This is a genomic window from Herbaspirillum sp. Her3, from assembly GCF_057961275.1.
On the sequence record NZ_CM176328.1, the window covers coordinates 4,205,962 to 4,228,038 of the forward strand.

Genomic DNA, 22,077 nt, shown 5'->3' on the forward strand with positions numbered 1-22,077 from the left:
TGCGGGCCGGTCAGACGTGATAGACGTCGATGACCTGGCGGATGTAGTCGTTCTTCAGCACGATCTTCTTGCGGGCGATCTGGAAGCCGCCCTCTACCTTGCGCAAGCTCACCAGCGCGGTGCCGAAGAACTGGTCGGTGATCTTGTAGCGGTGCGACAGGGTGTGGAAGTTGTAGCGCACCTCCACCGCATCGTCGCGCTGCTCCAGGATTTCCACGTTGGAGATCATGTGGCTGGTGCGCGGCTCCGGCATGGAGGCGCTGGAGCGTTCGGTCTTGATGCGAAATACGCGGTCTTCCAATCCATCGCGATTGGCGTAATACATCAGCGAAATCTCGCGCTGCGGGTCTTCGGTGAGCTGGTCATCGTCGTCCCAGGCCGGCATCCAGTATTCGACGTCGGGGGCGTACAGTTCCAGCCAGGATTCCCACTGGCGTTCATCGAGGTAGCGCGCCTCGCGGTAGAGGAAGGCGCAGACGGCATCGGGTGCAATGGGCTGGCTCATGCTGCGGCTCCTTCCTGCACGGCGGCGCGCTCCTTGTGGACGGCATGGCGCATCTGCTCGGTCCAGTAATGGTGCTGGCAGACGAAGAGGCCTTCGTCTTCGCTGCGTTCACCGCTCAGCTTGGGGTTCATGCCCATCTTCTTCGCATTCTCGTCGGGGCCCTGCTTCCACAGCGGGGCGCCGCGGCTCATGTCGTTGTAGCGCACCGTCGAACCGGCATAGCCGACCTGGCAGGCGCGGAACTCTTCCAGGTCGTCGGCGGTACCCATGCCGGAGACGTTGAAGAAATCCTCGTACTGGCGGATGCGCACGCGGCGGTCTTCATCGCTCTCGCCCTTGGGGCCGAAGCAGAAGATGCTGATCTCGGTCTGGTCCACGCTGACGGGACGGGCCACGCGGATCTGCGTGCCGAACTGGTCCATCAGGAACACGTTGGGATACAGGCACAGGTTGCGCGTCTGCGCCACGATGGTATCGGCACGCGCCTGGCCGACGCGGGCGGCCAGTTCTTCGCGCTGGTTCCAGATCGGGCGTACTTCGGGGTTCAGGGTATTGGTCCACAACAGGATGTGGCCATTCTCGAAACCGTAGACGCCGGCCACGGCCTTGCTCCAGTTGTTGGCATCGGTGGCCTTGGTGCCGCCTTCCTTGCGGCGGCTCATGGTGGCCGCGTAGTTCCAGTGTACGGAACTGACATGGTAACCATCGCAACCATTTTCCATCTGCATCTTCCAGTTGCCGTCATAGAGGTAGCTGGAATTGCCGCGCAGGACCTCCAGGCCATTGGGGGCCTGGTCGACGATCTGGTCGATGATGACGCGGGTCTCGCCCAGGTACTCTTCCAGCGGCAACACGTCTTCCGAGAGGCTGCCGAAGAGGAAGCCGCGATAGCTCTGGAAGCGCGCCACCCGGGTCAGGTCGTGCGAGCCATTCTTGTTGAAGGAGACCGGATACTCGGTGGTCTTCTCGTCCTTGACCTTCAACAGTTTGCCAGTGTTGGAAAAGGTCCAGCCATGGAAGGGACAGGTGAAGCTGCTCTTGTTGCCATGCTTGCGACGACACAGCATGGCCCCCTTGTGGGCGCAGGCATTGATGACCGCGTGCAGCTCACCGTTCTTGTCGCGGGTGACCACGACCGGCTGGCGGCCGATCCAGGTGCTGTAGTAATCGTTGATCTCGGGGACCTGGCTTTCATGGGCCAGGTAGACCCAGTTCGATTCGAACAGGTGCTTCATCTCCAGCTCGAACAGGTCGGGGTTGGTGAAGATGTCGCGGCGGCAGCGGAAGATACCGTTGGTGGCATCCTCTTCCAGGGCCGTATCGAGCAGGCGTTCAAGCGCGTCGTACTTGTCGGCGGCGAGAGTGTTCATGTGAGCTTTCTCCAGGGTGCAGCCCACCGGCCGCGATGGCGGCCATCGCGGCAGTGCATGCGGCAGGGATCGGGCAGACCAGTGCGCCAGCAGCGCTGGCGCTGGACCATCAGGGGATCAGGCGGCCAGGCGCGGGCGGTCGACCACCTGGTTGTCGGCACCATTGACCAGCGTGGTCAGGGTGATATCGAAGACGATTTCGGCAAACGGACCCTCCAAGCCCTCGGCCTTGATGCTGGCCGCATCGCTGCGTTCGACCAGCGGCGGCACCAGGCCTTCGCGGGTGGCGTAGGCGAAGTCGTCATAGATCAGCGGATCGCCCTCGATGTTGATCTGGGTGGTCAGCTTGCGATGGCCGTCGGCGGTGACGAAGAAGTGGATGTGGGCCGGACGGTTGCCGTGGCGACCCAGTTGGTTCAGCAGTGCCTGGGTAGGACCGGCCGGCGGGCAGCCATAGGCGGCCGGCATGATGCTGCGGAATTTGTAGCGGCCCTGGGCATCGGTGATGATGGTGCGGCGCATGTTGAAGGGCTTTTGCTCGCCGGTCGGATCGAAGTGCGAATAGAAGCCCTTGGTGTTGGCGTGCCAGACTTCCACCTGCGCGCCCGGCATGGGCTTGCCATCGGCGCCGTAGACGGTGCCGTGCATGATGATGGTCTTGCCGGACTTTTCGCTGCCGTCATCCAGGCGCGCGAAGCCCTGCTCCACCGGTGCTCCGGCGACGTACAGCGGACCCTCGATGGTGCGCGGGGTGCCGCCGGTAATGCCCAGGGCGGCATCTTCGGCATCCATGCGCATGTCCAGGAAGCGGTCCAGGCCCAGGCCCGGCGAGAGCAAACCGGCTTCGCTGGCGGCGCCCAGGCGGTTGAGGTAAGCCACGCCGGCCCAGTATTCGTCGGAGGTGATCTCCAGGTCTTCGATGGCCTTGAACAGGTCCGAGAGGATGCGATGCACGATCTTCTTGGTGCGCGCGCTACCGCCTTCGGTGTCCATGCCACTGGCCAGGCGCAGGAAATCTTGGACTTCGGGGGTGCTGAAAATCTTGGCTGCCATGTGATGTCTCCTTTTGGATTTATGGATTGGGGAACTGCGTTTCTTGTTTTATCCGGCCAGGGTGGCCGGCCTCGCTGCTGTCACTGTCGCCCCTTGCTTGCGGTCGCGCCGGAAGTATTGCACACGCTCTTCATCCAGCACGATGCCCAGGCCGGGGCGGTTGGGAATGGCCAGTTCGAAATCCTGGTAGCGCAAGGGCTCGGCCAGGATTTCCTCGGTCAGCAGCAGCGGGCCAAACAGTTCGGTGCCCCACTGCAGCTCACGGAAAGTGGCAAAGGCATGGGCCGAGGCAATGGTACCGATGGCGCCTTCCAGCATGGTGCCGCCATACAGTTCGATGCCGGCCGCGTCGCCGATGGCGGCCACCTGCTGGGCCGCGCGCAGGCCGCCGGATTGTTCGATCTTGATGGCGAACACGTCAGCGCCACCGATGCGCGCCAGCGCAAAGGCCGAGGCAGGACCGGTCAGGGATTCATCGGCCATGACCGCAATGGGATGCCTGCCCTTGAGCCGTGCCAGCGCCTGGGGCGAAGCCACGGGCTGCTCCACCAGTTCGCAGCCGGCATCGACCAGGCCGGCCAGGCCGCGCTGGGCTTCCAGTTCGCTCCAGGCCATGTTGACGTCCACCCGCACCGAACCACGGTCGCCCAGCGCCTTCTTGATGGCGGCCACGTGGGCGACGTCGGCCTCGACCTCGCGGCGGCCGATCTTGAGCTTGAAGATCTTGTGGCGGCGCGCGGCCAGCATGCGCTCGGCTTCGTCGATGTCGCGGGCGGTATCGCCCGAGGCCAGGGTCCAGGCAACCGGCAGGCTCTCGCGGGCGCGGCCGCCCAGCAGCTGCGAAACCGGCAGGCCGGTGCGCTGGCCCAGGGCATCGAAGAGCGCGGTCTCGATGGCGCACTTGGCGAAGCGGTTATCCTGGATGGCCTTGTTCAGGCGCGCCATGATGGCCGGGATCAGGCTGGCGTCAGCGCCCAGCAGCAGCGGCGCGAAATAGGTATCGATGGCCAGCTTCATGCCCTCGGGCGACTCGGCGCCGTAAGCCAGGCCACCGATGGTGGTGCCCTCGCCCACGCCGACGGTGCCGTCCGAACAGTACAGACGCACGAGCATCAGCGTCTGCCCATTCATCGTCGCCATGGACAACTGATGGGGCCGGATCGTCGGCAGATCGACCAGGAAGGTCTCTACCCGGTCGATCAGTGCCGGGGCCGCAGTGTGAAGGTGTGCTTGGGTATCCATGGACTGCATTGAACACCCGGAAGCCCTGCCATTGCCAACACCAAATACGTCTAGTTTCATACCTTTTTTATATAGTTGCAGTGCAACACCATAAAAATCAAAGCATTAGACATCCTTATTCCCCGTGGGATATGATTTTTGGCCATGGACATCAGACAACTGAAATACTTCGTGGCCGTGGCCAATACGCGCAACTTCACACGCGCGTCCGAACAACTGCACATTGCGCAACCGCCGCTGTCACGCCAGATCCAGTTGCTGGAAGAAGAACTGGGCGTGCAGTTGATCCTGCGCAACAGCCGCCCGCTACGGCTGACGGAGGCCGGCCGGGTGTTCTACGAGCAGGCCCTGCAAATCCTCAACCGCCTGGAGCAACTCAAGAACGCCACCCAGCAGATCGGGCTGAACCAGCGCCAGACGCTCTCCATCGGCTTCGTCGCCTCGACGCTCTACGGCGGCCTGCCGATGCTGGTGCGCAAGCTGCGCCAGCATTATCCGGAGGTGGATATCCAGTTGCTGGAACTGACCTCGATGCAGCAGTTTGCCGCGCTCAAATCGGGCCGCATCGACATCGGTTTCGGCCGCATCCGCAGCAATGACGCCACCGTGGCGCGCACCGTGCTGCGCGAGGAAAGGCTGGTGCTGGCGATCCCGCCGGCCTTCCCGCTGGCGGCCAGCCAGCAGCGCGTGAGCCTGAAGGAAGTGCATGGGCAGAAGCTGATCGTCTATCCCAAGGAGCCGCGCCCCAGCTTTGCCGACCACATCCTGAGCCTGCTCAACGACCAGGACATCCAGCCGGCCGAAGTCCATGAGGTGCGCGAGATCCAGACCGCCCTAGGCCTGGTGGCGGCCGAATCGGGGCTGTGCCTGATCCCGGCCTCGGCGCGGCTGCGCAATGACCTGCACTACCGCCTGATCGACGATGCGCGGGCCACCTCGCCCATCATCCTGACCCACCGCATCAACGACAATGCCTGGTACATCGCGGCCATCAAGCAACTGGTGGCCGACATGTACGCCGAGCATCCGGCCTGGCTGGACATCGAGACCAGTTCCTTCCCGGCGACCGGTTTCCCGATGCCTGAGCGGCGTGACTGAAGCGCCAGATCGTCTGCCCAAGTTGACAGTGTGTTGCGCACACGCCTAAACTCGGTTGTGCGAATAAAGGATTTATGTTCGTTTATCGAACAATGCAAGCCCCACCCATAACGACAACGGAGATCACATCATGCTGTTCATGGTTCAAATGCAAGTCAACATTCCCGCCACGCTCGACAAGGCCGCGGCCGATCAGTTGAAGAAGGATGAGAAGGAGATGTCACAGAAACTGCAGCGCGAAGGCAAGTGGCGCGATCTGTGGCGCGTGGTCGGGCAGTATGCCAACGTGAGCATCTTCAACGTCTCCGGCAACGATGAGCTGCACAACATTCTCTCGGCACTGCCGCTCTACCCGTTCATGACCATTTCGGTCACTCCGCTGACCCAGCATCCCTCGGCCATTGCCCAGATTGGCTGATGACAGCCGCATCTGAAGCTTTTTGATTCACACATGCCCGCACCCGCCGTCGCGTGGGGCGCGCCAAGGATTTCTCCATGCCATTTGCAACACTGAACGGAATCAAATTGCATTACCAGCTCGACGGCGATGCAGCCTTGCCGGTGCTGGTCCTGTCCAATTCGCTGGGCACCTCGCTGGCGATGTGGGAGCCGCAGATTCCAGAGCTGAGCAAGCACTTCCGCGTGCTCCGCTATGACACGCGCGGCCACGGCCAGTCCGAGGTCACGCCCGGCCCTTACACCATCGCCCAGCTGGGCAGCGACGTGATCGCCCTGCTCGACCAGCTGGAGATTGCGCAAGCACACTTCTGCGGTCTCTCCATGGGCGGCAGCACCTTCATGTGGCTGGCGGTGCATCACCCCGAGCGCGTGAACAAACTCATCCTCTGCAACACCGGTGCCAAGATCGGCACGGCCGAGGCCTGGAACAGCCGCATCGAGACGGTGCAGCGTGATGGCCTCCCTGCCATTGCCGCCGCCGTAGTCTCGCGCTGGCTGACGCCCGAGTATGCAGAGCAGCATCCGCAGCAGGTCCAGGACCTGACCGCCATGCTGCTGGCCACGCCCGCGGAGGGCTATGCCGGCGCCTGTGCCGCCGTGCGTGACAATGATCTGCGCGAGGCCATTGCCGGCATCCGCGCGCCTACGCTGATCATTGCCGGCAGCGGCGACATTCCGACACCACCGGGCGATGCGCAGTTCATGCGCGCCACCATTCCCGGTGCGCTGTATGTGGAATTCGATGCGGCCCACATCTCCAGCCAGCAGCAGCCGCGCGCCTTTACGCAGGCGGTGGTGCAGTTCCTGACGGGGCAACCCTGAGGGTTCAGCCGGTAGCGACGCTGGCCGAGGGCGTGGGCGACGGGGTACGGCGCAGTTCCAGCCGCGCCAGGGTGTCGACGTCGACCGGCTTGACCAGGTAGTCATCGACACCGGCATCGAAGGCAGCGCGCTTGTCTTCCTCGCTGCTGAATCCCGAGCAGGCCAGCAGGTAGATCTCGCGCGTGGCCGGGGCGGCGCGCAGTGCGCGGATGAGATCGTGGCCGGTCATGTCTTTCAGGCCGATGTCCAGCAGCACGGCATCCGGAATCCATTCCTGCGCCCGCGCGATGGCACGGGTGCCGCTGTAGGCCACCTCGACTTCGTGGCCGAGCAATTCCATGAGTTCTTTCATGGTGTCGGCGATGTCCGCATTGTCGTCCACCACCAGCACGCGCTTGCCCTCCTGCGGCGCCAACTGCGCCAGCGATGACGCGGCCGTCCCGGGCTGGTCCGTGCGGTCGGGGGCGATCCGTGGCAAGACGATGGTAAACAGGCTGCCATGGCCGATGCCGGCGCTATGCGCCCTGAGGCTGCCACCGTGCAGTTCCACCAGGCTGCGCGCCAGCGACAGGCCGATGCCCAGGCCATCCTGGCGGTCATGGCCGAGCGCATTGGCTTGCGCAAACATGCCGAAGATGTCGCCCAGGCGCTCGACTGCAATGCCGATGCCCTCATCCCTCACCGTCAGCAACACCTGATCGGCCTCGGCACGCGCCGCCACGAAGATGCGCGCGCCCTCGGGGCTGAACTTGGCGGCGTTGTGCAACAGGTTGATGAGCACCTGGGCCAGCCGCACGGGATCGCCCTGCACCGCCAGCAGCGGATCGGCCTGATCCAGCAGCAGTTGCTGGTGCTTGCGCTCCATCATCAGCTGGGTCGATTCAACCGCGTGATGTACTACCTCGGCGATACGCGTAGGCCGCAACTGCAGGGCCAGCTTGTTGTGCGACAGGCGCGACACGTCCAGCAGGTCATCGACCAGCCGCACCATGTGGTCGAGGTGATGGGAAATGGTATTGCGCGCGCGCAGCTCCCAGTCCGGCGCCTGCGGTGCGCGCGTGTTGAGGATGCCGATGGCATTGCGCATCGGCACCAGCGGATTGCGCAACTCGTGCGCCAGGATGGCCAGGAACTCGTCCTTGCGGCGGTCGGTCTCGCGCAGCTCCTGCTCTACCTTGGCCAGCCGCAACAGCGCGTGCACGTTGGCCACCAGCTCGGCCGGTTCGATCGGTTCGAACAGGTAGTTGTCGGCACCGCCTTCGAGCGCGCGGATCTTGTCGGCTACGCCGATGTAGGAGGCCGAGGTCTGCAATACCAGGATGAATGACGTGACCGGATCGGACTTGAGCCGTGCGCAGACTTCCATGCCGTGGATGTCGGGCAGTTTCACGTCCAGCAGGATCAGGGCCGGCTTGAGCTCGCGCGCCAGCGCCAGCGCCTCGCTGCCGCTGGCCGCCTCCACCACCCGCAGCCCGGCCTTGGTGAGGATGCGGGTACGCGCATAGCGGGCCGCATCGGTATCGTCGACGTTGAGAATCAGTTGGTCCGGATGACTCATGGCATGCCTGGATTGCGTTGGTGGCAGAAAACGCCGCGATGAAAAAGAAGGGCCTGTTCAATCATGGACTGCAGGGGCGGTCATTTCGTTTCGTGGCCCCGGCAAATCGACCAGCGAGCGCAGCGCCGCCAGCAGCTCGTCGCGTCCCATGGGCTTCCTGAAATACGCGTTCGCGCCCAGCCCCATGGCCTTGCCCTTGTCATCCACCTCGGAGACGATGAGGACAGGCACGTCACAGCGCGCCGGGTCATTCTTGAGCTGCACCAGCCAGTGCCAGGCATCCTTGCCGCCGAGCAGGATATCGAGCACCACGGCGCAGGGCTCGCCATTGCGCCACAGGGCTTCGGCCTCCACCACCGAGGCTGCGGGCACCATGCGGAACTCGGACTGCTGCAGGTAGCGCTGGTACAGCAACTGCTGTTCGGGCCGGTCTTCCACCACCAGCACGGGCAGGATGGCGGTAGCCGCGGCGGGCTCCGCACGCGGCGGCCGTTCCGGCTGGCGCGGCGCGGCAAGCGCAGGGCACTCGGCCGGAATCACCGCACTGAAGGTGGCGCCCTGCCCCGGCGTGCTGCTGACTGCCACCGTCCCGCCCAGCAGGGTAGCGAGCTGGCGGCACAGCGGCAGGCCCAGGCCGGTGCCCTTGACCTGGCCTTGGAGGTGGTTTTCCACCTGGGCGAATTCTTCGAAGATGATGCCGATGTGCTCGGGCGCAATGCCAATGCCCGTATCGCTGACCGAAAAACGCACCGCGCGCCGCTCTGGCAGCGGCTCGGCGGAGACCGTGATACTGCCCTGCTCGGTGAACTTGATGGCATTGGAAATGAAGTTGCGCAGGATTTGCGAAAGCTTGCCCTCATCGGTCACCATCTCGCAGTCCCGTGGCGCGACGAAATTCAGGCGCAGCCTGTCCGATACCAGCAGCGGACGCAGCATGCCGCGCAAGGCGCTGAAGAGCTCGCTCACCTGGAAGCGGCCGGGCTGGAGTTCGACCTTGCCGGCCTCGATCTTGGCCAGGTCAAGCAAGTCATTGACCAGTTCGGACAAGGACTGGGCACTGTCGAGGATGTAGCGCACCTGGCGCTCCTGCTCGGTGGAGAGCTCGCCATCGACGCGATCCAGCAAGAGCTTGGCCAGCGCCCGGATGGACGACAGCGGCGTGCGGAATTCATGGCTCATGTTGGAGAGGAAGCGCGACTTGGCCTCGTCGGCACGGCGCAGGTGATCGGCCTTTTCATCCAGTTCCGCATAGAGGGCGACCACGCCGCGATTGGTGTCTTCCAGCTCGCGCGTCAGTTGCAGCAATTCTTCCTGGCGGCCTTTGAGCTCGGCCAGCGTGGTCAGCAATTCCTGGTTCTGCTGCTGGGTCTCGAACAGCGCCACCCCGGCCGGCGCGGCGACGGCCGCCAGCGCGGCGCCGATCTCGGCGGCCGCATGCGGGGTGATCAGGCGTGCAGCCGGTGGCAGCAGCTTGCGCACGGTCACGACGGTGCCCTGCCCTTTGCCGGTCTGCACGTCGAACGCATCCATGAGCTTGCGCGCGCCCAGCAAACCCAGGCCCATGCCGGTGCTGGAGCGGTACTGGCCCGACAGCACGAGGTGCAGGTCATCGATGCCCGGCCCCTGGTCGCGTACCGTCATCAGCAAGGTCTGCGGCGCGGTACTGCCCTCGATGGCGAACTCGACCTGGCCGCGTCCGGCATAGCGGAAGGCATTGCGCACCAGCTCCGAAATGCTGGTGGCGATGCGCACCTGATCCTGCTGGGCGAAACCGCACAGGTCGGCGATCTGGCGCGCACGCTGGCGGGCACCCACCACGTCGATCTCGCTGCTGATGGAGACGATGAGCAGGCGCTGCGTCATGGCACCTCTCCCCGGCGCAGGACCATGACGCTGACATCATCACGGCCGCGATAGCAATCACGATAGAGTACGGCGGCAATCAATGCCGGATGGGCTTGCTCCAGGCCGGGATAGGCGTCCAGCGACCAGCGGCTGGTCAGTCCGTCCGAATGGAGGATGAGCAGCATCCCCTCCTGCCAGGCAGTCTCGAAGGCCTGCACCTTGCGCAGGTTATGGCCGACGATGCCGTTGGTGGAGACCAGATGCCGCGCCTGTCCTGCCAGGCTGGTACAGCCAGCGATATTGCCAACCCCGGCAAACTGCACCTGGCCGGCGTGCGCATCGATATGGGCAATGGCCACGGCGGCGCCGCGCGTCTTCTGCAAGGCGGCATGCAGGTGCATGGCCAGCACCGGAGGCGGCAAGCCGGGACTGCTGGCCGCCAGCGCGGCCATGACCTCGACCGCTGCATCGGCGGCTTCGGCAGCGGCCTCGCCGTGGCCCAGCCCATCGGCCAGCATCAGCAGCACGCCGTCATCGATGACCGCTGCCCAGCCGGCGTCGCCGCAGGCCTGTTCGCCCGCCAGCGGCAGGCAGACCAGCCCGCATTGCCAGGGCTCGCCAGCCCCAGCGCTCTCCCACAGCACGGCACGCAGGACCGTGCCGTGCCCGGGCCAGGTATAGAAATCGAAGCAGTCGGACTGGCGCCGGATCGCTCCCAGCCCCACCCCGTAGCTGCCTGCCGTGGAATTGCCATCGGCCATCGCCTCGGCGGTATCCTGCATGCCTGCCCCGCTGTCGATGGCCAGCATCTCGATGCCACGCGCCGCTGCCCCGTCGGCCTGGCGGCCCATGACGATGCGCAGCAGGATTTCACCATGCCCGGCATGCTTGAGGATATTGGTGGCCGCTTCGGTCACCACCAGCGCCAGCCGGGCCGCTGGCGCTTGCGCGAAGCCCAGCCGGTGCGACAGGTCGGCCGCAGCGCGGCGTGCCGCTGCGACGTCGACGGTTTCACCGACGGCCACGCAGGCCTCGGTGCGCGGGGCCGTCAGAACAGTTTCCATTTGATGATGCGCACGCGGGTGCCCGCCTGCGGTGCAGTCTCGATATCGAATTCGTCGGCCAGACGTTTGGCGCCGGACAAGCCCAGCCCCAGTCCGCCGCCCGTGGTATAGCCATCGGTGAGGGCCAGCGTGACATCGGCGATACCCGGCCCCTGGTCGGCAAAGACCAGCCGCAAGCCACGCTTGCTGCCGTCCTGGAGTTCATCCACCAGGGCTTCGCCGCCACCGCCGTAGCGCAGGGTATTGCGCGCCAGTTCGCTGGCGGCCGTCACCATCTTGGTCTGCTCGACCAGCGAAAAGCCCAGCCGCACCAGGTGGTCACGCACCAGCTTGCGCAGGCGCACCACGTCTTCATCGGTCTGCAGGGGCTGGGTCAGGAGGGGATGTTCATCCACCGTGTACCTCGCACGACAGGGAGCGCGAAGCCATCAGTCGATCTCCGACTCAAGCAGCCTGACGCCGCGCTCCACATTGAGCGCGGTCCGCACGCCTTCCAGTGTCAGTCCGAGCTCGACCAGGGTGATGGCCACGGCCGGCTGCATGCCCACCACCACGGTAGCGGCATCGAGCACGCGGGCCATGGAGGCGGTGTTGCTGATCATGCGGCCGATGAAGGAATCCACCACGTCCAGCGCGGAGATGTCGATCAGTACGCCGCGCGCACGGTCGCGCACGATGCGTTCGGTGAGGTCATCCTGCAACGCCATGGCCAGGCGGTCGTGCATGTCGACCTGGATGGTCACCAGCAGCAGGCGCCCCATGCGCAGGATAGGGATGCGTTCCATGCCCTACTCCGCGTGCTGCAGGGTAACGCGCGAGCCGGTCTTCCTGAGCGCGACCATGAAGGCATCGGCCAGCGTGGCCTTGGTGGTCACATCTTCCAGGTTCACGCCCAGGTGCACGATGGTCTGGGCAATCTGCGGACGGATGCCGCTGATGATGCAATCGGCGCCCATCAGGCGCGCGGCGGCGATGGTCTTGAGCAGGTGCTGGGCCACCAGCGTATCCACGGTGGGCACGCCGGTGATGTCGATGATGGCGATCATGGCGCCGGTCTCGACGATCTTTTGCAACAGGCTTTCCATCACCACCTGGGTGCGCGCGCTGTCGAGGGTGCCGATCAGCGGCAGCGCCAGCACGTTCTGCCACAGCTGCACCACCGGGGTGGACAGTTCCAGTAGTTCCTGTTGCTGGCGCAGGATGACCTGTTCGCGCGCCTTCTGGTGGACTTCGATGGTGTACAGGCCGAGCTTGTCAAAGAGCGCACTGGTGACGGCGATCTCCTGGGCCAGCAGCAGCGGCTGCTCGCCCAGGGCACTGCGCAGGTGGTCGAACAGCGGTTCCTTCAGGGCGAACACGAAGCTGGCCGTGTCCAGGGAGGAGAAGCCCTGCAGGGCGCGCGTGCGCGACACTTCGCCCAGCAGATGGCGCACATCGGCCCAGTCGCTGCCATCGGTGTCGCCGCTGGCACCGCCGTCCACGGTACGGCCAAGCAGGTTCAGGAATTGCTCGGCCTGGCGGCGGATCTCGAATTCACCGCTCTTTTCCTTGCGGCCGAGCTTGGAGGTCAGGGTGCGCAGCCAGTCGTCGAGCAGGCTCTGGTGATGCTGTTGGAGGATGTGGCCAAGTTGTTCGGTGCGGGCGGAAGTCATGTTCTTGTTCTGTCCTTGATGGGCCTGCCGTGGCCACCACCTTCATCGTGACATGGGGATGGCCGGCTGGCGCTATGGTGATAGGCATAACGATCCGGCGTCACCGGTCCCCTTGGACGCGCGGTCAAGAACATTCTAGGTGACTCGGCTTTGAAGCCATGCAAGACAACGGCTACAAGCCGTGTAGGAATTGATTACCTGTCCCGGCGCACGGGCATGCGCGGCCCATCAATTGCTGGCAGCCAAGATTCATGCAATGCGCGCAGACATGCTGCCTCGACGTCGCGCAGGGTGCTCGCTCCACTGCTCCATCATGCAGCAAACCGGCGCGTGGCCGGCTTGCTGTCCTTTCTCTGTGCGGGCCCGGGCCTGCGCTCAGGCGTCCAGCCGCAAGCGCCGCTGCAGCACGCCGATGGGTGGCGCCCAGCGGGCGTCTCGCGGTTTCTTCGAAGTCACCAGGGTGACATCGGCCGGTTCGAAGACTTCGACGTTGTGCGTGATCGGTGTGGTCAGCACGTATTGCGCGCGGGTGGACTTGAGGAAGTTGCCGACCAGCTGGATGTTGCGCACGTCCAGGTGGGCAAAGGGTTCGTCGATGAAGACGAAGCCGCCCGGCATGTCGTCGTCCTTCAACAAGCCCACCAGCAGGATCAGCGACTTGATGACCTGCTGACCACCCGACGCCTCGCCGTCATTGAGCCCGATCTCGCCCTTGCCGTCGAAGTTGAAGCTGACCTTCAGTTCGGCCTGGCGCAGGATGGCGTCGTCATTGTCGAGATGCGGCAGGTCGGCGCTGACCACCACCCCGGCCAATGCGCCCAGATCGACGATGTTCTTGCGATAGCGGCGTACCGTGGCGCGCAGCACGTCGATGTAGCGCTCGCGGGCGTTGCCCACGGCTTCCTCGGCCTGGGCATTGCTGATCTTGCGCGAGTCCAGTTCGTTACGCTGGTTGCCCACCGTGCCCTGCATGATGAGGTGCTTGTCTTCGACCGTGCCGTCTTTCTCCCACTGGCCGGTTTCCAGTTCGTTTTCAACCGAGGCCATGCGCAGCTCGGCCTGCTTGGCGTTGCTGTATTTCTCGTAGAGCGCCTGCACCGCATCGGGGGCGATCCAGCGCGCCGGGAAGCGGCCCTTCTGCGCACGCGAAGCCAGGGCACGGGCACGCTGCTCATCGTGGCGCAAGCGCCAGTCGCGTTCCTGCCCGGCCAGGTCGCCTTCGCTGTCGCGCAGACGGCGTTGCAGGGCGTCGTGCTTGCCGTCGAGGATGGTGCGCTGTTCGATGGCCTCGGCATGTTGGGCGTCCAACTGGCTCCAGCGTTCACTTGCAGCGGCGCGCGCCTCGCGCAGGGCCGGCAACTGTCGCCGCGCCTGCTCGAATTCTTCACTTCGCTTCGCCAGCGCCTCTGCGGCGAGGTGGCCTTCGGTGGCTTTCTTGGCGGCGTCGAGCTGGCGCTTGATGTCACTTTGCTTGAGCACGACGTCGGTCAGTTGCTCATCCAGCGTGGCCAGACGCTTCTGGATGGAGGCCTGACGCGCCGCCAGTGCAGCCGCACCGAACTGGTAGTCGCCCGGATCGCGCCAGACGCTGCGCCCGCCCCGGCCATCGCGCCAGTAGGCTTGCGGGGTGATCCATTCGCCGCCGCTGCGCGCGCCTTCGGCGGTGTCGGCCACGCGGCGGATCTGTGCCAGCTGGCGCAGCAGCCAGGACGGTGCCTTGGCCGAGAAGCGCAGCACCGCCAGGAGACTCTCTGCCGGTGGCTGCGTGGTGGCGGTGGCGGCATCGGACACCACGTAATGGCGATAGCGCTCACGCTCGGCCAGGGCCATGGCGGCGGCTTCATCCTTGGGATCGTCCAGTACCACTACCCAGCAGGAGGCGCGCAGCACGCCTTCGGCGGCGGCACGCCACTGGTCGTCCGCAATCTCGATCACATCGGCCAGCAGGTGATGCGCAATGCCCGCCTGGCGCAGCGCCCGCGTGAACTGCTGTACGTCGCCCGGGCGCGGTGCCTGGTGCTGCCCGGTCAGGCGCTCCAGCGCGCCGCTAGCGTCCTTGCGTTGTTGTTCCAGGTCGCGCCAGCGGTCGTGCAGGGTGTTCTTCTGCTGCTCCAGTTCGTCCACGCGCGCCAGCAATTGCGTGGCGTCGCCTTCCACGGCCGACAGCGCCAGCAGTTCATCGGCCTGCTTGACCAGTTCTTCCACCGGCTTCTCGGCGTCGCGTGCCTTTTGCTGGGCTTGCTGCGCCTCGGCCTTGTCGCGTTCCAGCGCGGCCACCTTGTCGCGGGCGGCTTGCTGCTGTGTCAGCAGGGCCGATAGCTGCAGGGTGTCGCTGCTGCGCTGGCGGCGCAGATGATTGTGATGCAGGCGCTGGCGATGCAGTTCGCGCAGGCGCGTGGCCGTCGTCTGGCGCTCTTCATGCCAGCGCAAGACCGGAATCACTTCGGTGGCCAGGGTTTCGCGTTCGCGCAGCTTGCCCTGGTATTGGCGATAGAGCGTCACGCGGCTGTCGAGCTGGGCCAGTTGTGCTTCGCTGTAGGCCAGTTCCTGTTCGGCCAGGGTGACCTCGGCGGCCAGGTCGCGTTGATGGCGGCGGGCTTCTTCGTAGCGGTCCAGCACTTCCTGGTCGCCGAAGACTTCAAAGACCAGGCGCAGCAATTCCTTGGGCGAGAATTCGCACAGGCGGTCGGTCTGGCCCTGTTCCAGCGCCAGCACGCGGGCGATTGCACGCGACAGGCCAGCGCCTTCGAGGCGCTTGCGCCAGTGGTCCAGGCCCAGCCAATCCTTCTCGGGCAATTGCGCCAGGGTTTCGATGGCGACGTCGCCATCGCTCATGCAGTAGCGGCGCTGCCAGTCGCCACCATTGCGCTCGATGCGGCAGGCCAGCGTGACCTGATCCGCATAGAGCAGGTTGCGGGCGAAGGGACGGGTCGAGGTCTGGCGGCCATGCGGGCGGTTGTCCACGGTGGCGCGCAGCCAGGTGGTGTCGGCATTGGCGTGACGGGCGTAGGTCTTGTAGCTGCGCCCGCCCGAGCAATCCAGGCCCAGCAGGGTACGCATGGCGTCCAGCAGCGTGGTCTTGCCCGAACCATTGGGGCCGGCGATGGTGATGATGGAACCGTCCAGGGGGAGCGTGAGGCGCTGGCAATAATCCCACTGCAGCAGTTCCAGTGATTGCAGGTGGAACATCAGGCGTCTCCCTCGTCGGTTTCGGAGGGGGCTTCGGCCTCGGCCGGCTCCTCTTGCGGTGCGCCGCTGTCGTCACGCGCGGTGGCACGGGACAGCACGTCGCCCAGCGCGCCATCGAGGATGCGCGGGGCCAGCGCATCGTAGTCCAGCAGCAGGTCCAGCAAGGGGCCTTCGGCGATGTCATCGCCACGGCGCACGATGAAGCCATGGGCTTCCAGGCGGCGCAGGTTGCCATCCATGCGCATCTTCTTGCCGAGCTGGTTGCCGAAGTCGGCCAGCAGTGCACGGTAGGACACCACCGGGCTGACCTCGGCGGCGGTGGGCATGGGTTTTTCGGTCTGGAACATTTCGTCCTGCTGTTGGCCCTCGTCACCGGCGGCGCGGGCTGACTGGCGTTCGCGCTTGGGCAGCACGATCAGCGCCCACAGCACCACCAGCAGCGAAATCGCATCGCGCGGCAGGTCGAGGTTGTTGTTGGCATTCATGCCGGCCTCGCCGAAGACGGCGGACTCGGCCGGGCGCACCAGGGCCACGCTGATGTGGTCGGCGTGGATGTTGTCCACCAGGCGCAGGCCGACCTGGGTCAGGCGGTCCTGCAGGGCTTGCCACAGGTCGGCATCGACCAGGGCGCGGCGCACGCGCGGGTGCTTGCGGGGCAGCCAGCGGCGCGCCAGCAGTTCGGCGGCCAACAGGCCGGCCTCGTCTAGGGTCTCACTCATGCGGTCTTTCCGGAGATGGATCGGGATGGACGGCCCCGGCGCTCATGGCGGCGACCACGGGGTCATCGAGTTGTTGGACACGCGGCAGGAAGCCGGCTTGCCACGGCAGGCGCGCCAGGTCGCCGGTCTGTCCCTGCAGCGTGCGGGCCTGCGGGTCGCCCAGCAGCGGCAGCAATTGCAGGCGATAGGCGGCCTTGCCGAAGCTGCCGCCCAGCACCACCGAGGACAGCGGCTGGGGTTGCGGCGCCGTGGCCTCTTCCCCTTCCGGCATGGCGCCCAGGCGGGTCAGTTGTTCGATCAGCTCGCCCAGCTCGGCCGGCATGCGCAAGGCTTCGATCTTGCCTTCCACCGCCTGGGTCGGCGGCGGCAGGCCTTGCGAACGCTGGGCATCGGGACGGTCGCGCTCGAATTCGCCTTCAGCCACGTCCAGCAATTCGTGTCCGCTGACAAAGACCGGCTTCACACCGATGGACAGCGCCTCGCCCATCAATGCGGACAAATCCGGATGCCCTTGCAGCCAGCGCCGCACGTCCGAGCTGGTCACGCCGGTGCTGCCGAGCGTGACGCGCTGGCGGTCGGCCTGTTGCAGGGCGCGGGTGAACTGGCTGGCCATGGTCAGCAGACGCGCCTGGCCATTGCCGAGGGCGCGGGCTTCGCGTTCCAGGCGGGCGTCGGCGTGTTCGCTGCGGATCAATGCGGTCAGCGCTTCACCGGCGCGGTTGACCAGTTTCAGGGCGCGTTCGAAACGCGGCTGAGCCTGGCGCAGCAGGGCTTCCGAACCGCTGGCGATGGCGTCGGCGAACTGGTCGTGCAGGCGCGCCAGCTGGGCGTGCAGGTGACGGATCTGGCTGGCGTCGGACAGGCCCAGCGCCTGCGCGCCGGCCACCTGGGACAGCAGCGCGGCCATCTCGTCATCCTCGCCGACGGCCCGCGTGAGCGGCGCCAGCAGGGCTTGCACCTGCTGGGCGATGGGCGAGAGCTGGTAATCCTGGCCGGTGGCGTCCCAGACCAGCAGGCCCAGGTCGCGCAGGCGCTTCAGGGCGGCTTCCATGGCCTCGGGCTTCAAGGCATAGAAGAGCTGGTTCAGGTCTTCGCGCTGCAGACGGCCCTGCGGCTGCGCCGCCAGTTCGAGGAACATCCAGATGCGCAGGCGCGCTGCCGCCTGGCCACCGGAGACCAGACCGCGCAGCGCGTCCAGCACGTCCAGCCGCTGGCCGAGGCCCCAGGCCAGGGGCGCTTCGGCGGCTTGCGCGGGATCGCGGAAGTAGCTCTCGAAGGAGCCGGATTCATGCTCGTCGGCAAGGGGAGCGGGGTCGAATTCTTCTGTCAATTTGTCGTGGAGGTTGTCCAGGCACTGGCCTGGGTCCTGCCCGGGTCGGTGGGCGGACCGGCAAGTTTAGCAGGCCCCGGGGGCGGCCTCCAGCAAAGCGGACACCGGCGCACAGGAAAACGGGCCGGAAAGGAAATGATTTATTGCATTAATGCAACATTAATGCCCTTTAGAACAGCATTAACGTTGGCTTAATGATGTGTCAACGCGCCAGCGCGATGGGTTCGTAGGGCGTCTGCAGGTCGCGCTCGGGGATTTCCCAGATCACCAGCTTGGGCGGGGTCTGGGTGAAGGCGGGATTGGCGAAGTATTCGCGGGCGCTGCCGGAGAACTTGCCGCCGTCCCTGGCAAAGCTGCCGATCTTCGCGCCCAGCGCCTGCTGCAGGAAACCGGCGAAGTTGGAATTGCGCGAGAAGGAGGTCCCGATCAAGGCCACGTTGGGCAACTGGCTATCGCCCAGCAGGTCATCCAGATCATCGCCACCCTTGGCCGCCCCGCCCTGCCCTGCGGCGGGCACTTCAGTGAAGACGGTCGCGGCCACGCTCTCCGGGGCCGGTTGCCAGCGCAGCGGCAGCCAGTCCAGCCCGGCCAGGTGTACCAGGTCGCCGGGACGGCGCGCCAGCGGGCCGGGCTGGGCGGTATAAGCCTGCCGGGGCATAGCCTGGAAGCCGGAAGCGGCGACGCGCCCGGCAATCACCTGAGCCGCCGCGCGGGCACCGGTCTCGTTCCAGTGGGTATCGGTATGCAGGTAGGCGCCCGCGCCCAGCGGTGCCAGCGTGGGGGCCAGGTCGATGGCGGTCACGCCGGCCTGCTGCAAACCAGCCACCCACTGCGCGGCACGGGTATTCAATTCGGCCGGACGCGTCAGGCCACACAAGGCGCTGGCGGCAATGCGGCTCTTGTCCGGCACCACCGCCACCAGCAGCTGGATGCCGCGCCGGGCCAGCGCGGCACGGATGGACAGCACCGCCGCGCGCTTGGCCTGGGCATTGTCCTGGGCGTGGGGATGGACCTGCAATTCTTCGGCGAGGAACAGCCAGCCGGGGCAGCCGCTGCGCACGCGCGGGCCGGTGTCGCCCAGCAGCAGCCAGCTGCCGGCACGTTCCAGCCTGGCAGCCTCATCGGGCAGCCAGGCGTTGGAAAGCTGCCTGGCCAGTTGATGGGTCAGCTCACCATGCAGGGCGTCGTCGCGGGTCCAGCTGGCGGGCAGCCACTCGACCTTGCCGCCTTGCACCAGCCAGGCGCAGGACAGCAATCCCGCGCCCAGCACGGCGGCCAGCGCCAGGCCGGACCAGCGGCTGGCACGGCGCGCCAGTGCGCTGGGGGCAGCGGGGGTGTGGGGAGCGGCAACGGGAGGCGTGCTCATCGTGGATTCAGAACTGGAAGTAAAGGAAAGGCACTGTCTCGCGGCTGGCGATCAGGGCGAAGGAGAGCAGGAAGGCGGCAATGGGCCACACCCGCACGAAGCAGAGATACAGGGTGCGTTCGCCCCAGAGCGCTTCCAGCGCCGACTGCCACAGCGGCACGACGATCCAGAACAGCCCCAGCAACACGGCCAGCGCCTGCACCGGGCGCAGCATCACGGCCAGGGCATCGCTCAGGCCCAGCCCATGCAGGCCGAACTGGCCGGCATACATGGCTGCGGCCGTGGCGAAATCGGGCGCGCGGAACAAGGTCCAGGCCAGGCACACGAACAGCAGCGTCAGCGCATGGGCCAGCCACGAGGGAATGGCGGGCAGCGACGAGCGCGACCAGGCGCGGTCAACGCACAGCGCTACCCCGTGGGCCGAGCCCCACAGCAGGTAATTCCAGCTGTCGCCGCCATGCCAGAGACCGGCGATGGCCATGGTCAGGAACAGGTTGCGATAGGTCTTCCACACGCCATGGCGGTTGCCGCCCAGGCCGATGTAGAGATAGTCGCGCAGCCAGCTGGACAGCGAGATGTGCCAGCGCCGCCAGAAATCTTGGATGCTGCCGGCCAGGTAGGGATGGTTGAAGTTTTCCGGGAAGTGGAAGCCCAGCATCAGGCCCAGGCCGATGGCCATGGCGCTGTAGCCGGAGAAATCGAAGAACAGCTGCATCGAATAGGCCAGGCAGCCGATCCAGGCATCCACGAAAGTGGGCTGTCCCAGGTGGAAGGCGGCATCCACCAGCGGCGAGAGGGTATCGGCCACCAGCACCTTCATGGCCATGCCGACCATGAAGCGGCGCGCGCCCAGCGAGAAATTCTCGCGGTTGAACCAGCGCTGGGTCAGTTCGCGCTGCACCCAGTCATAACGGATGATGGGGCCGGCAATCGAGTGGCCGAACATGGAGATGTAAGTGGCGTAATTGATGAAGCTGCGCTCCACCGCCACCGTGCGCCGATGCACGTCCACCAGGTAGGAGATCGCCTGCAGCACGATGAAGGACAGCCCTGCCGGCAGCGCCACCTTCTGCCAGGCCAGCGGCAAGGCACCGTAATGCTGCATCACCTCGCTGACGGTAGCGGCGACGATGTTGGCGTACTTGTACCAGACCAGCACGGCGGTATTGAAGACCACCAGCGCGATCAGCAGCACCGGGCGGCGCTGGCCGCCCTGCTGGCGCGCACGGTCGACGAACAGCCCGCCGACCCAGGCCACGATGGTCAGCACCACGTGCAGCGACAGGAACAGCGGGCTCAGCCAGCCATAGAAAAGCCAGCTGCCCGCCAGCAGCACGCCATTGCGAGCGCGTTGCGGCACGAGGGCATAGACCAGCAGGAACAGCGGCAGAAACAGCGTCAGGAACTCAAGCGAGGCAAAGACCATGGCGGGGTGCAGTCAGGCAGTCGATCAATTGGCCAGCTTGTCGGTGGCCGCCATCAGACGCGGGCCGCTGGCCGAGGGCATCAGCAGGACGCTGTAGCGTTCGCCGGCCTTGAGTTCACCCAGGTCCAGTACCGGGCCGGTGTTGGCACCGCCGCAGACCAGTTGCACCGCGAGCTTGACCGGATTGATCGAACGACGCTGCAATCCGCCTTGCGCCACGCCCTTGAACAGGTCAGCAGTGCGCCCGGCCGGACGCAATGCCGCCGCCGCGCAGGAGGCGTCGAGATTGAAGAAGGCCAGCGAGGCCTTCAGGCCATTGAAGTCGTCCGGATTGTCCTGCACGGTGACCTGGCGGATGCCCTTGGCGTCGGGCAGCACCACCACGGTGGCGAACTCGCCCGGCTTGGCCTGCACGCCCAGTTCCAGGCTCTTGCCGGCCACCGTCAGGGTGCCCTTGATGGTGGACTTGGCCTGCACCGGGAAGAAGGACGAGACCGGCTTGGCGGCCTCCAGCTTCAGCGGCGGCTGGCCCTTCTGCGCCACCACCTGCAGCGGCTCGCTGGTGCCGTTGATGAAGCGGATGAAGGCGGCATCCTCGGCCGGTCCGGTCGGATAGAGCGGGATGTCGCCCGCCATCGCGCCGGCGCTGCCCAACAGGGCGACCGTGGCGGCCAGTGCGCGCAGCACGCTCATTACTTGCCTCCCTTGGCGCTCACGGCGGAGGCCGGCAGCTTGCCCAGTGCATCGCCGATGGCGCTGCCCCAGGACTTGTAGCCGGCCACGGTGAAGTGCTGGCCATCGGTGGTGATCCACTGGCCGGGCTTGGACATGGCCAGCGAATCGATGTAGGTGCAGGGCGCCACGTTGGCGGCCAGGAAGCGCGACATCAGTTCGGTGCGCGCATCGTTCTTGTGGTACATGCCGCCGGCCTTGCCCCAGGCCGGGCCGACCCAGGCGCATTTGGTGCCGGTGGCGGCAATCGCCTTGGTCAGGCTGGTCACGCTTTGCCAGGCCCAGGCCTTGGGGAAGTCCGGCTTGTCGTAGGAGGCCATGGTGTCGCCGATGACCAGCACCACCAGGTCCGGCTTGTCCTTGGCGATCAGCTCGGCCACCGGTGTGGTGGTGGCGTCGCGGCCCTTGATCTGCAGCTTGCCGTTGTTGACCTGCTCGGCGCCGCAGTCGACCTTCTTGGTGGTCAGCCAGTCGCCGGCGCTGGCGCCGCAGGCGCCAATGGAATGGACCTTGGCGCCCATCTGGACCAGCTTGGCGTTCAGGGGTTCGGTGAGGTGGTCGGCCAGGCTCATGTGGCTTTCGCCCAGAACCAGGATACTCAGACCAGCGAGAATGGATGCAGCTGCCATGGCAATCTCTCTATCAAA

20 protein-coding genes are annotated in these 22,077 nt (G+C 65.8%); 3 read left to right on the forward strand and 17 right to left on the reverse strand.

The genetic code is table 11. The features are described from left to right. Nucleotides 1-10: 10 nt before the first annotated feature. The 4 genes from benB to ACVC5H_RS19255 all read right to left on the reverse strand — a co-directional run bounded on the left by benB (nucleotide 11) and on the right by ACVC5H_RS19255 (nucleotide 4,170). Nucleotides 11-505 carry a benzoate 1,2-dioxygenase small subunit gene (benB, locus tag ACVC5H_RS19240; RefSeq protein ID WP_489619363.1) on the reverse strand — a complete coding sequence of 165 codons (495 nt, stop codon included), beginning with the start codon at nucleotides 503-505 and terminating at the stop codon, nucleotides 11-13. Then, nucleotides 502-1,875 carry a Rieske 2Fe-2S domain-containing protein gene (locus ACVC5H_RS19245; protein WP_489619364.1) on the reverse strand — a complete coding sequence of 458 codons (1,374 nt, stop codon included), beginning with the start codon at nucleotides 1,873-1,875 and terminating at the stop codon, nucleotides 502-504. Before ACVC5H_RS19245 ends, benB begins: the two co-directional genes overlap by 4 nt. 117 nt (nucleotides 1,876-1,992) lie before the next feature. Continuing rightward, nucleotides 1,993-2,928 carry a catechol 1,2-dioxygenase gene (gene catA, locus ACVC5H_RS19250; protein WP_489619365.1) on the reverse strand — a complete coding sequence of 312 codons (936 nt, stop codon included), beginning with the start codon at nucleotides 2,926-2,928 and terminating at the stop codon, nucleotides 1,993-1,995. 48 nt (nucleotides 2,929-2,976) lie between these two features. After that, on the reverse strand, nucleotides 2,977-4,170 hold the full coding sequence (locus ACVC5H_RS19255; RefSeq protein WP_489619366.1) for a muconate/chloromuconate family cycloisomerase: 1,194 nt from the start codon (nucleotides 4,168-4,170) through the stop codon (nucleotides 2,977-2,979). A 144-nt stretch (nucleotides 4,171-4,314) separates the two neighbouring features. Between ACVC5H_RS19255 and ACVC5H_RS19260 the strand changes: the two genes are divergently transcribed. The 3 genes from ACVC5H_RS19260 (at nucleotide 4,315) to pcaD (ending at nucleotide 6,549) form a co-directional block, all read left to right on the forward strand. After that, complete coding sequence (locus ACVC5H_RS19260) at nucleotides 4,315-5,268, forward strand: LysR family transcriptional regulator (RefSeq protein ID WP_489619367.1); 954 nt, start codon at nucleotides 4,315-4,317, stop codon at nucleotides 5,266-5,268. A 130-nt stretch (nucleotides 5,269-5,398) separates the two neighbouring features. After that, a complete protein-coding gene (gene catC / locus ACVC5H_RS19265) occupies nucleotides 5,399-5,686 on the forward strand; it encodes a muconolactone Delta-isomerase (RefSeq protein WP_489619368.1) in 288 nt (95 codons plus the stop codon). Between the two features lie 77 nt (nucleotides 5,687-5,763). Then, nucleotides 5,764-6,549 (forward strand): 3-oxoadipate enol-lactonase, encoded by a 786-nt coding sequence (pcaD, locus tag ACVC5H_RS19270; RefSeq protein ID WP_489619369.1) that lies wholly within the window; start codon nucleotides 5,764-5,766, stop codon nucleotides 6,547-6,549. A 4-nt stretch (nucleotides 6,550-6,553) separates the two neighbouring features. Here pcaD and ACVC5H_RS19275 read toward each other — a convergent pair whose 3' ends face one another. The 13 genes from ACVC5H_RS19275 to ACVC5H_RS19335 all read right to left on the reverse strand — a co-directional run bounded on the left by ACVC5H_RS19275 (nucleotide 6,554) and on the right by ACVC5H_RS19335 (nucleotide 22,059). Next, entirely contained in the window at nucleotides 6,554-8,107 is a 1,554-nt protein-coding gene (locus ACVC5H_RS19275) for a response regulator (RefSeq protein ID WP_489619370.1), read from the reverse strand. A gap of 57 nt (nucleotides 8,108-8,164) precedes the next feature. Continuing rightward, nucleotides 8,165-9,970 (reverse strand): ATP-binding protein, encoded by a 1,806-nt coding sequence (locus ACVC5H_RS19280; protein ID WP_489619371.1) that lies wholly within the window; start codon nucleotides 9,968-9,970, stop codon nucleotides 8,165-8,167. Further along, nucleotides 9,967-11,016 (reverse strand): SpoIIE family protein phosphatase, encoded by a 1,050-nt coding sequence (locus ACVC5H_RS19285; protein WP_489619372.1) that lies wholly within the window; start codon nucleotides 11,014-11,016, stop codon nucleotides 9,967-9,969. Before ACVC5H_RS19285 ends, ACVC5H_RS19280 begins: the two co-directional genes overlap by 4 nt. Then, nucleotides 11,001-11,411 (reverse strand): ATP-binding protein, encoded by a 411-nt coding sequence (locus ACVC5H_RS19290; RefSeq protein WP_489619373.1) that lies wholly within the window; start codon nucleotides 11,409-11,411, stop codon nucleotides 11,001-11,003. Before ACVC5H_RS19290 ends, ACVC5H_RS19285 begins: the two co-directional genes overlap by 16 nt. A gap of 33 nt (nucleotides 11,412-11,444) precedes the next feature. Further along, on the reverse strand, nucleotides 11,445-11,801 hold the full coding sequence (locus ACVC5H_RS19295) for an STAS domain-containing protein (RefSeq protein WP_489619374.1): 357 nt from the start codon (nucleotides 11,799-11,801) through the stop codon (nucleotides 11,445-11,447). A 3-nt stretch (nucleotides 11,802-11,804) separates the two neighbouring features. Beyond that, nucleotides 11,805-12,668, reverse strand: coding sequence for an STAS domain-containing protein (locus ACVC5H_RS19300; protein ID WP_489619375.1), 864 nt, complete (start codon nucleotides 12,666-12,668; stop codon nucleotides 11,805-11,807). 375 nt (nucleotides 12,669-13,043) lie between these two features. Further along, nucleotides 13,044-15,857 carry an ATP-binding protein gene (locus ACVC5H_RS19305; protein WP_489619376.1) on the reverse strand — a complete coding sequence of 938 codons (2,814 nt, stop codon included), beginning with the start codon at nucleotides 15,855-15,857 and terminating at the stop codon, nucleotides 13,044-13,046. Further along, the gene (locus ACVC5H_RS19310) at nucleotides 15,857-16,576 is read right to left on the reverse strand and encodes a hypothetical protein (RefSeq protein ID WP_489619377.1); all 720 of its coding nucleotides are present in this window, start codon (nucleotides 16,574-16,576) and stop codon (nucleotides 15,857-15,859) included. Before ACVC5H_RS19310 ends, ACVC5H_RS19305 begins: the two co-directional genes overlap by 1 nt. Continuing rightward, nucleotides 16,569-17,906, reverse strand: coding sequence for a hypothetical protein (locus ACVC5H_RS19315; protein ID WP_489619378.1), 1,338 nt, complete (start codon nucleotides 17,904-17,906; stop codon nucleotides 16,569-16,571). Before ACVC5H_RS19315 ends, ACVC5H_RS19310 begins: the two co-directional genes overlap by 8 nt. A 202-nt stretch (nucleotides 17,907-18,108) precedes the next feature. Further along, nucleotides 18,109-19,272 (reverse strand): alginate O-acetyltransferase AlgX-related protein, encoded by a 1,164-nt coding sequence (locus ACVC5H_RS19320; RefSeq protein WP_489619379.1) that lies wholly within the window; start codon nucleotides 19,270-19,272, stop codon nucleotides 18,109-18,111. Between the two features lie 7 nt (nucleotides 19,273-19,279). Next, on the reverse strand, nucleotides 19,280-20,698 hold the full coding sequence (locus ACVC5H_RS19325) for an MBOAT family O-acyltransferase (RefSeq protein ID WP_489619380.1): 1,419 nt from the start codon (nucleotides 20,696-20,698) through the stop codon (nucleotides 19,280-19,282). 24 nt (nucleotides 20,699-20,722) lie between these two features. Then, the gene (locus ACVC5H_RS19330; protein ID WP_489619381.1) at nucleotides 20,723-21,391 is read right to left on the reverse strand and encodes an alginate O-acetyltransferase AlgF; all 669 of its coding nucleotides are present in this window, start codon (nucleotides 21,389-21,391) and stop codon (nucleotides 20,723-20,725) included. Further along, entirely contained in the window at nucleotides 21,391-22,059 is a 669-nt protein-coding gene (locus tag ACVC5H_RS19335; RefSeq protein WP_489619382.1) for an SGNH/GDSL hydrolase family protein, read from the reverse strand. The genes ACVC5H_RS19330 and ACVC5H_RS19335 overlap by 1 nt, the downstream gene beginning before the upstream one ends. Between the last annotated feature and the right edge of the window lie 18 nt (nucleotides 22,060-22,077).

Coding starts and splice junctions, on each gene's coding strand:
- benB (WP_489619363.1), bottom strand. CDS start 505: ATGAGCCAGCCCATTGCACCCGATGCCGTCTGCGCCTTCCTCTACCGC.
- ACVC5H_RS19245 (WP_489619364.1), bottom strand. CDS start 1,875: ATGAACACTCTCGCCGCCGACAAGTACGACGCGCTTGAACGCCTGCTC.
- catA (WP_489619365.1), bottom strand. CDS start 2,928: ATGGCAGCCAAGATTTTCAGCACCCCCGAAGTCCAAGATTTCCTGCGC.
- ACVC5H_RS19255 (WP_489619366.1), bottom strand. CDS start 4,170: ATGGATACCCAAGCACACCTTCACACTGCGGCCCCGGCACTGATCGAC.
- ACVC5H_RS19260 (WP_489619367.1), top strand. CDS start 4,315: ATGGACATCAGACAACTGAAATACTTCGTGGCCGTGGCCAATACGCGC.
- catC (WP_489619368.1), top strand. CDS start 5,399: ATGCTGTTCATGGTTCAAATGCAAGTCAACATTCCCGCCACGCTCGAC.
- pcaD (WP_489619369.1), top strand. CDS start 5,764: ATGCCATTTGCAACACTGAACGGAATCAAATTGCATTACCAGCTCGAC.
- ACVC5H_RS19275 (WP_489619370.1), bottom strand. CDS start 8,107: ATGAGTCATCCGGACCAACTGATTCTCAACGTCGACGATACCGATGCG.
- ACVC5H_RS19280 (WP_489619371.1), bottom strand. CDS start 9,970: ATGACGCAGCGCCTGCTCATCGTCTCCATCAGCAGCGAGATCGACGTG.
- ACVC5H_RS19285 (WP_489619372.1), bottom strand. CDS start 11,016: ATGGAAACTGTTCTGACGGCCCCGCGCACCGAGGCCTGCGTGGCCGTC.
- ACVC5H_RS19295 (WP_489619374.1), bottom strand. CDS start 11,801: ATGGAACGCATCCCTATCCTGCGCATGGGGCGCCTGCTGCTGGTGACC.
- ACVC5H_RS19300 (WP_489619375.1), bottom strand. CDS start 12,668: ATGACTTCCGCCCGCACCGAACAACTTGGCCACATCCTCCAACAGCAT.
- ACVC5H_RS19305 (WP_489619376.1), bottom strand. CDS start 15,857: ATGTTCCACCTGCAATCACTGGAACTGCTGCAGTGGGATTATTGCCAG.
- ACVC5H_RS19310 (WP_489619377.1), bottom strand. CDS start 16,576: ATGAGTGAGACCCTAGACGAGGCCGGCCTGTTGGCCGCCGAACTGCTG.
- ACVC5H_RS19320 (WP_489619379.1), bottom strand. CDS start 19,272: ATGAGCACGCCTCCCGTTGCCGCTCCCCACACCCCCGCTGCCCCCAGC.
- ACVC5H_RS19325 (WP_489619380.1), bottom strand. CDS start 20,698: ATGGTCTTTGCCTCGCTTGAGTTCCTGACGCTGTTTCTGCCGCTGTTC.
- ACVC5H_RS19330 (WP_489619381.1), bottom strand. CDS start 21,391: ATGAGCGTGCTGCGCGCACTGGCCGCCACGGTCGCCCTGTTGGGCAGC.
- ACVC5H_RS19335 (WP_489619382.1), bottom strand. CDS start 22,059: ATGGCAGCTGCATCCATTCTCGCTGGTCTGAGTATCCTGGTTCTGGGC.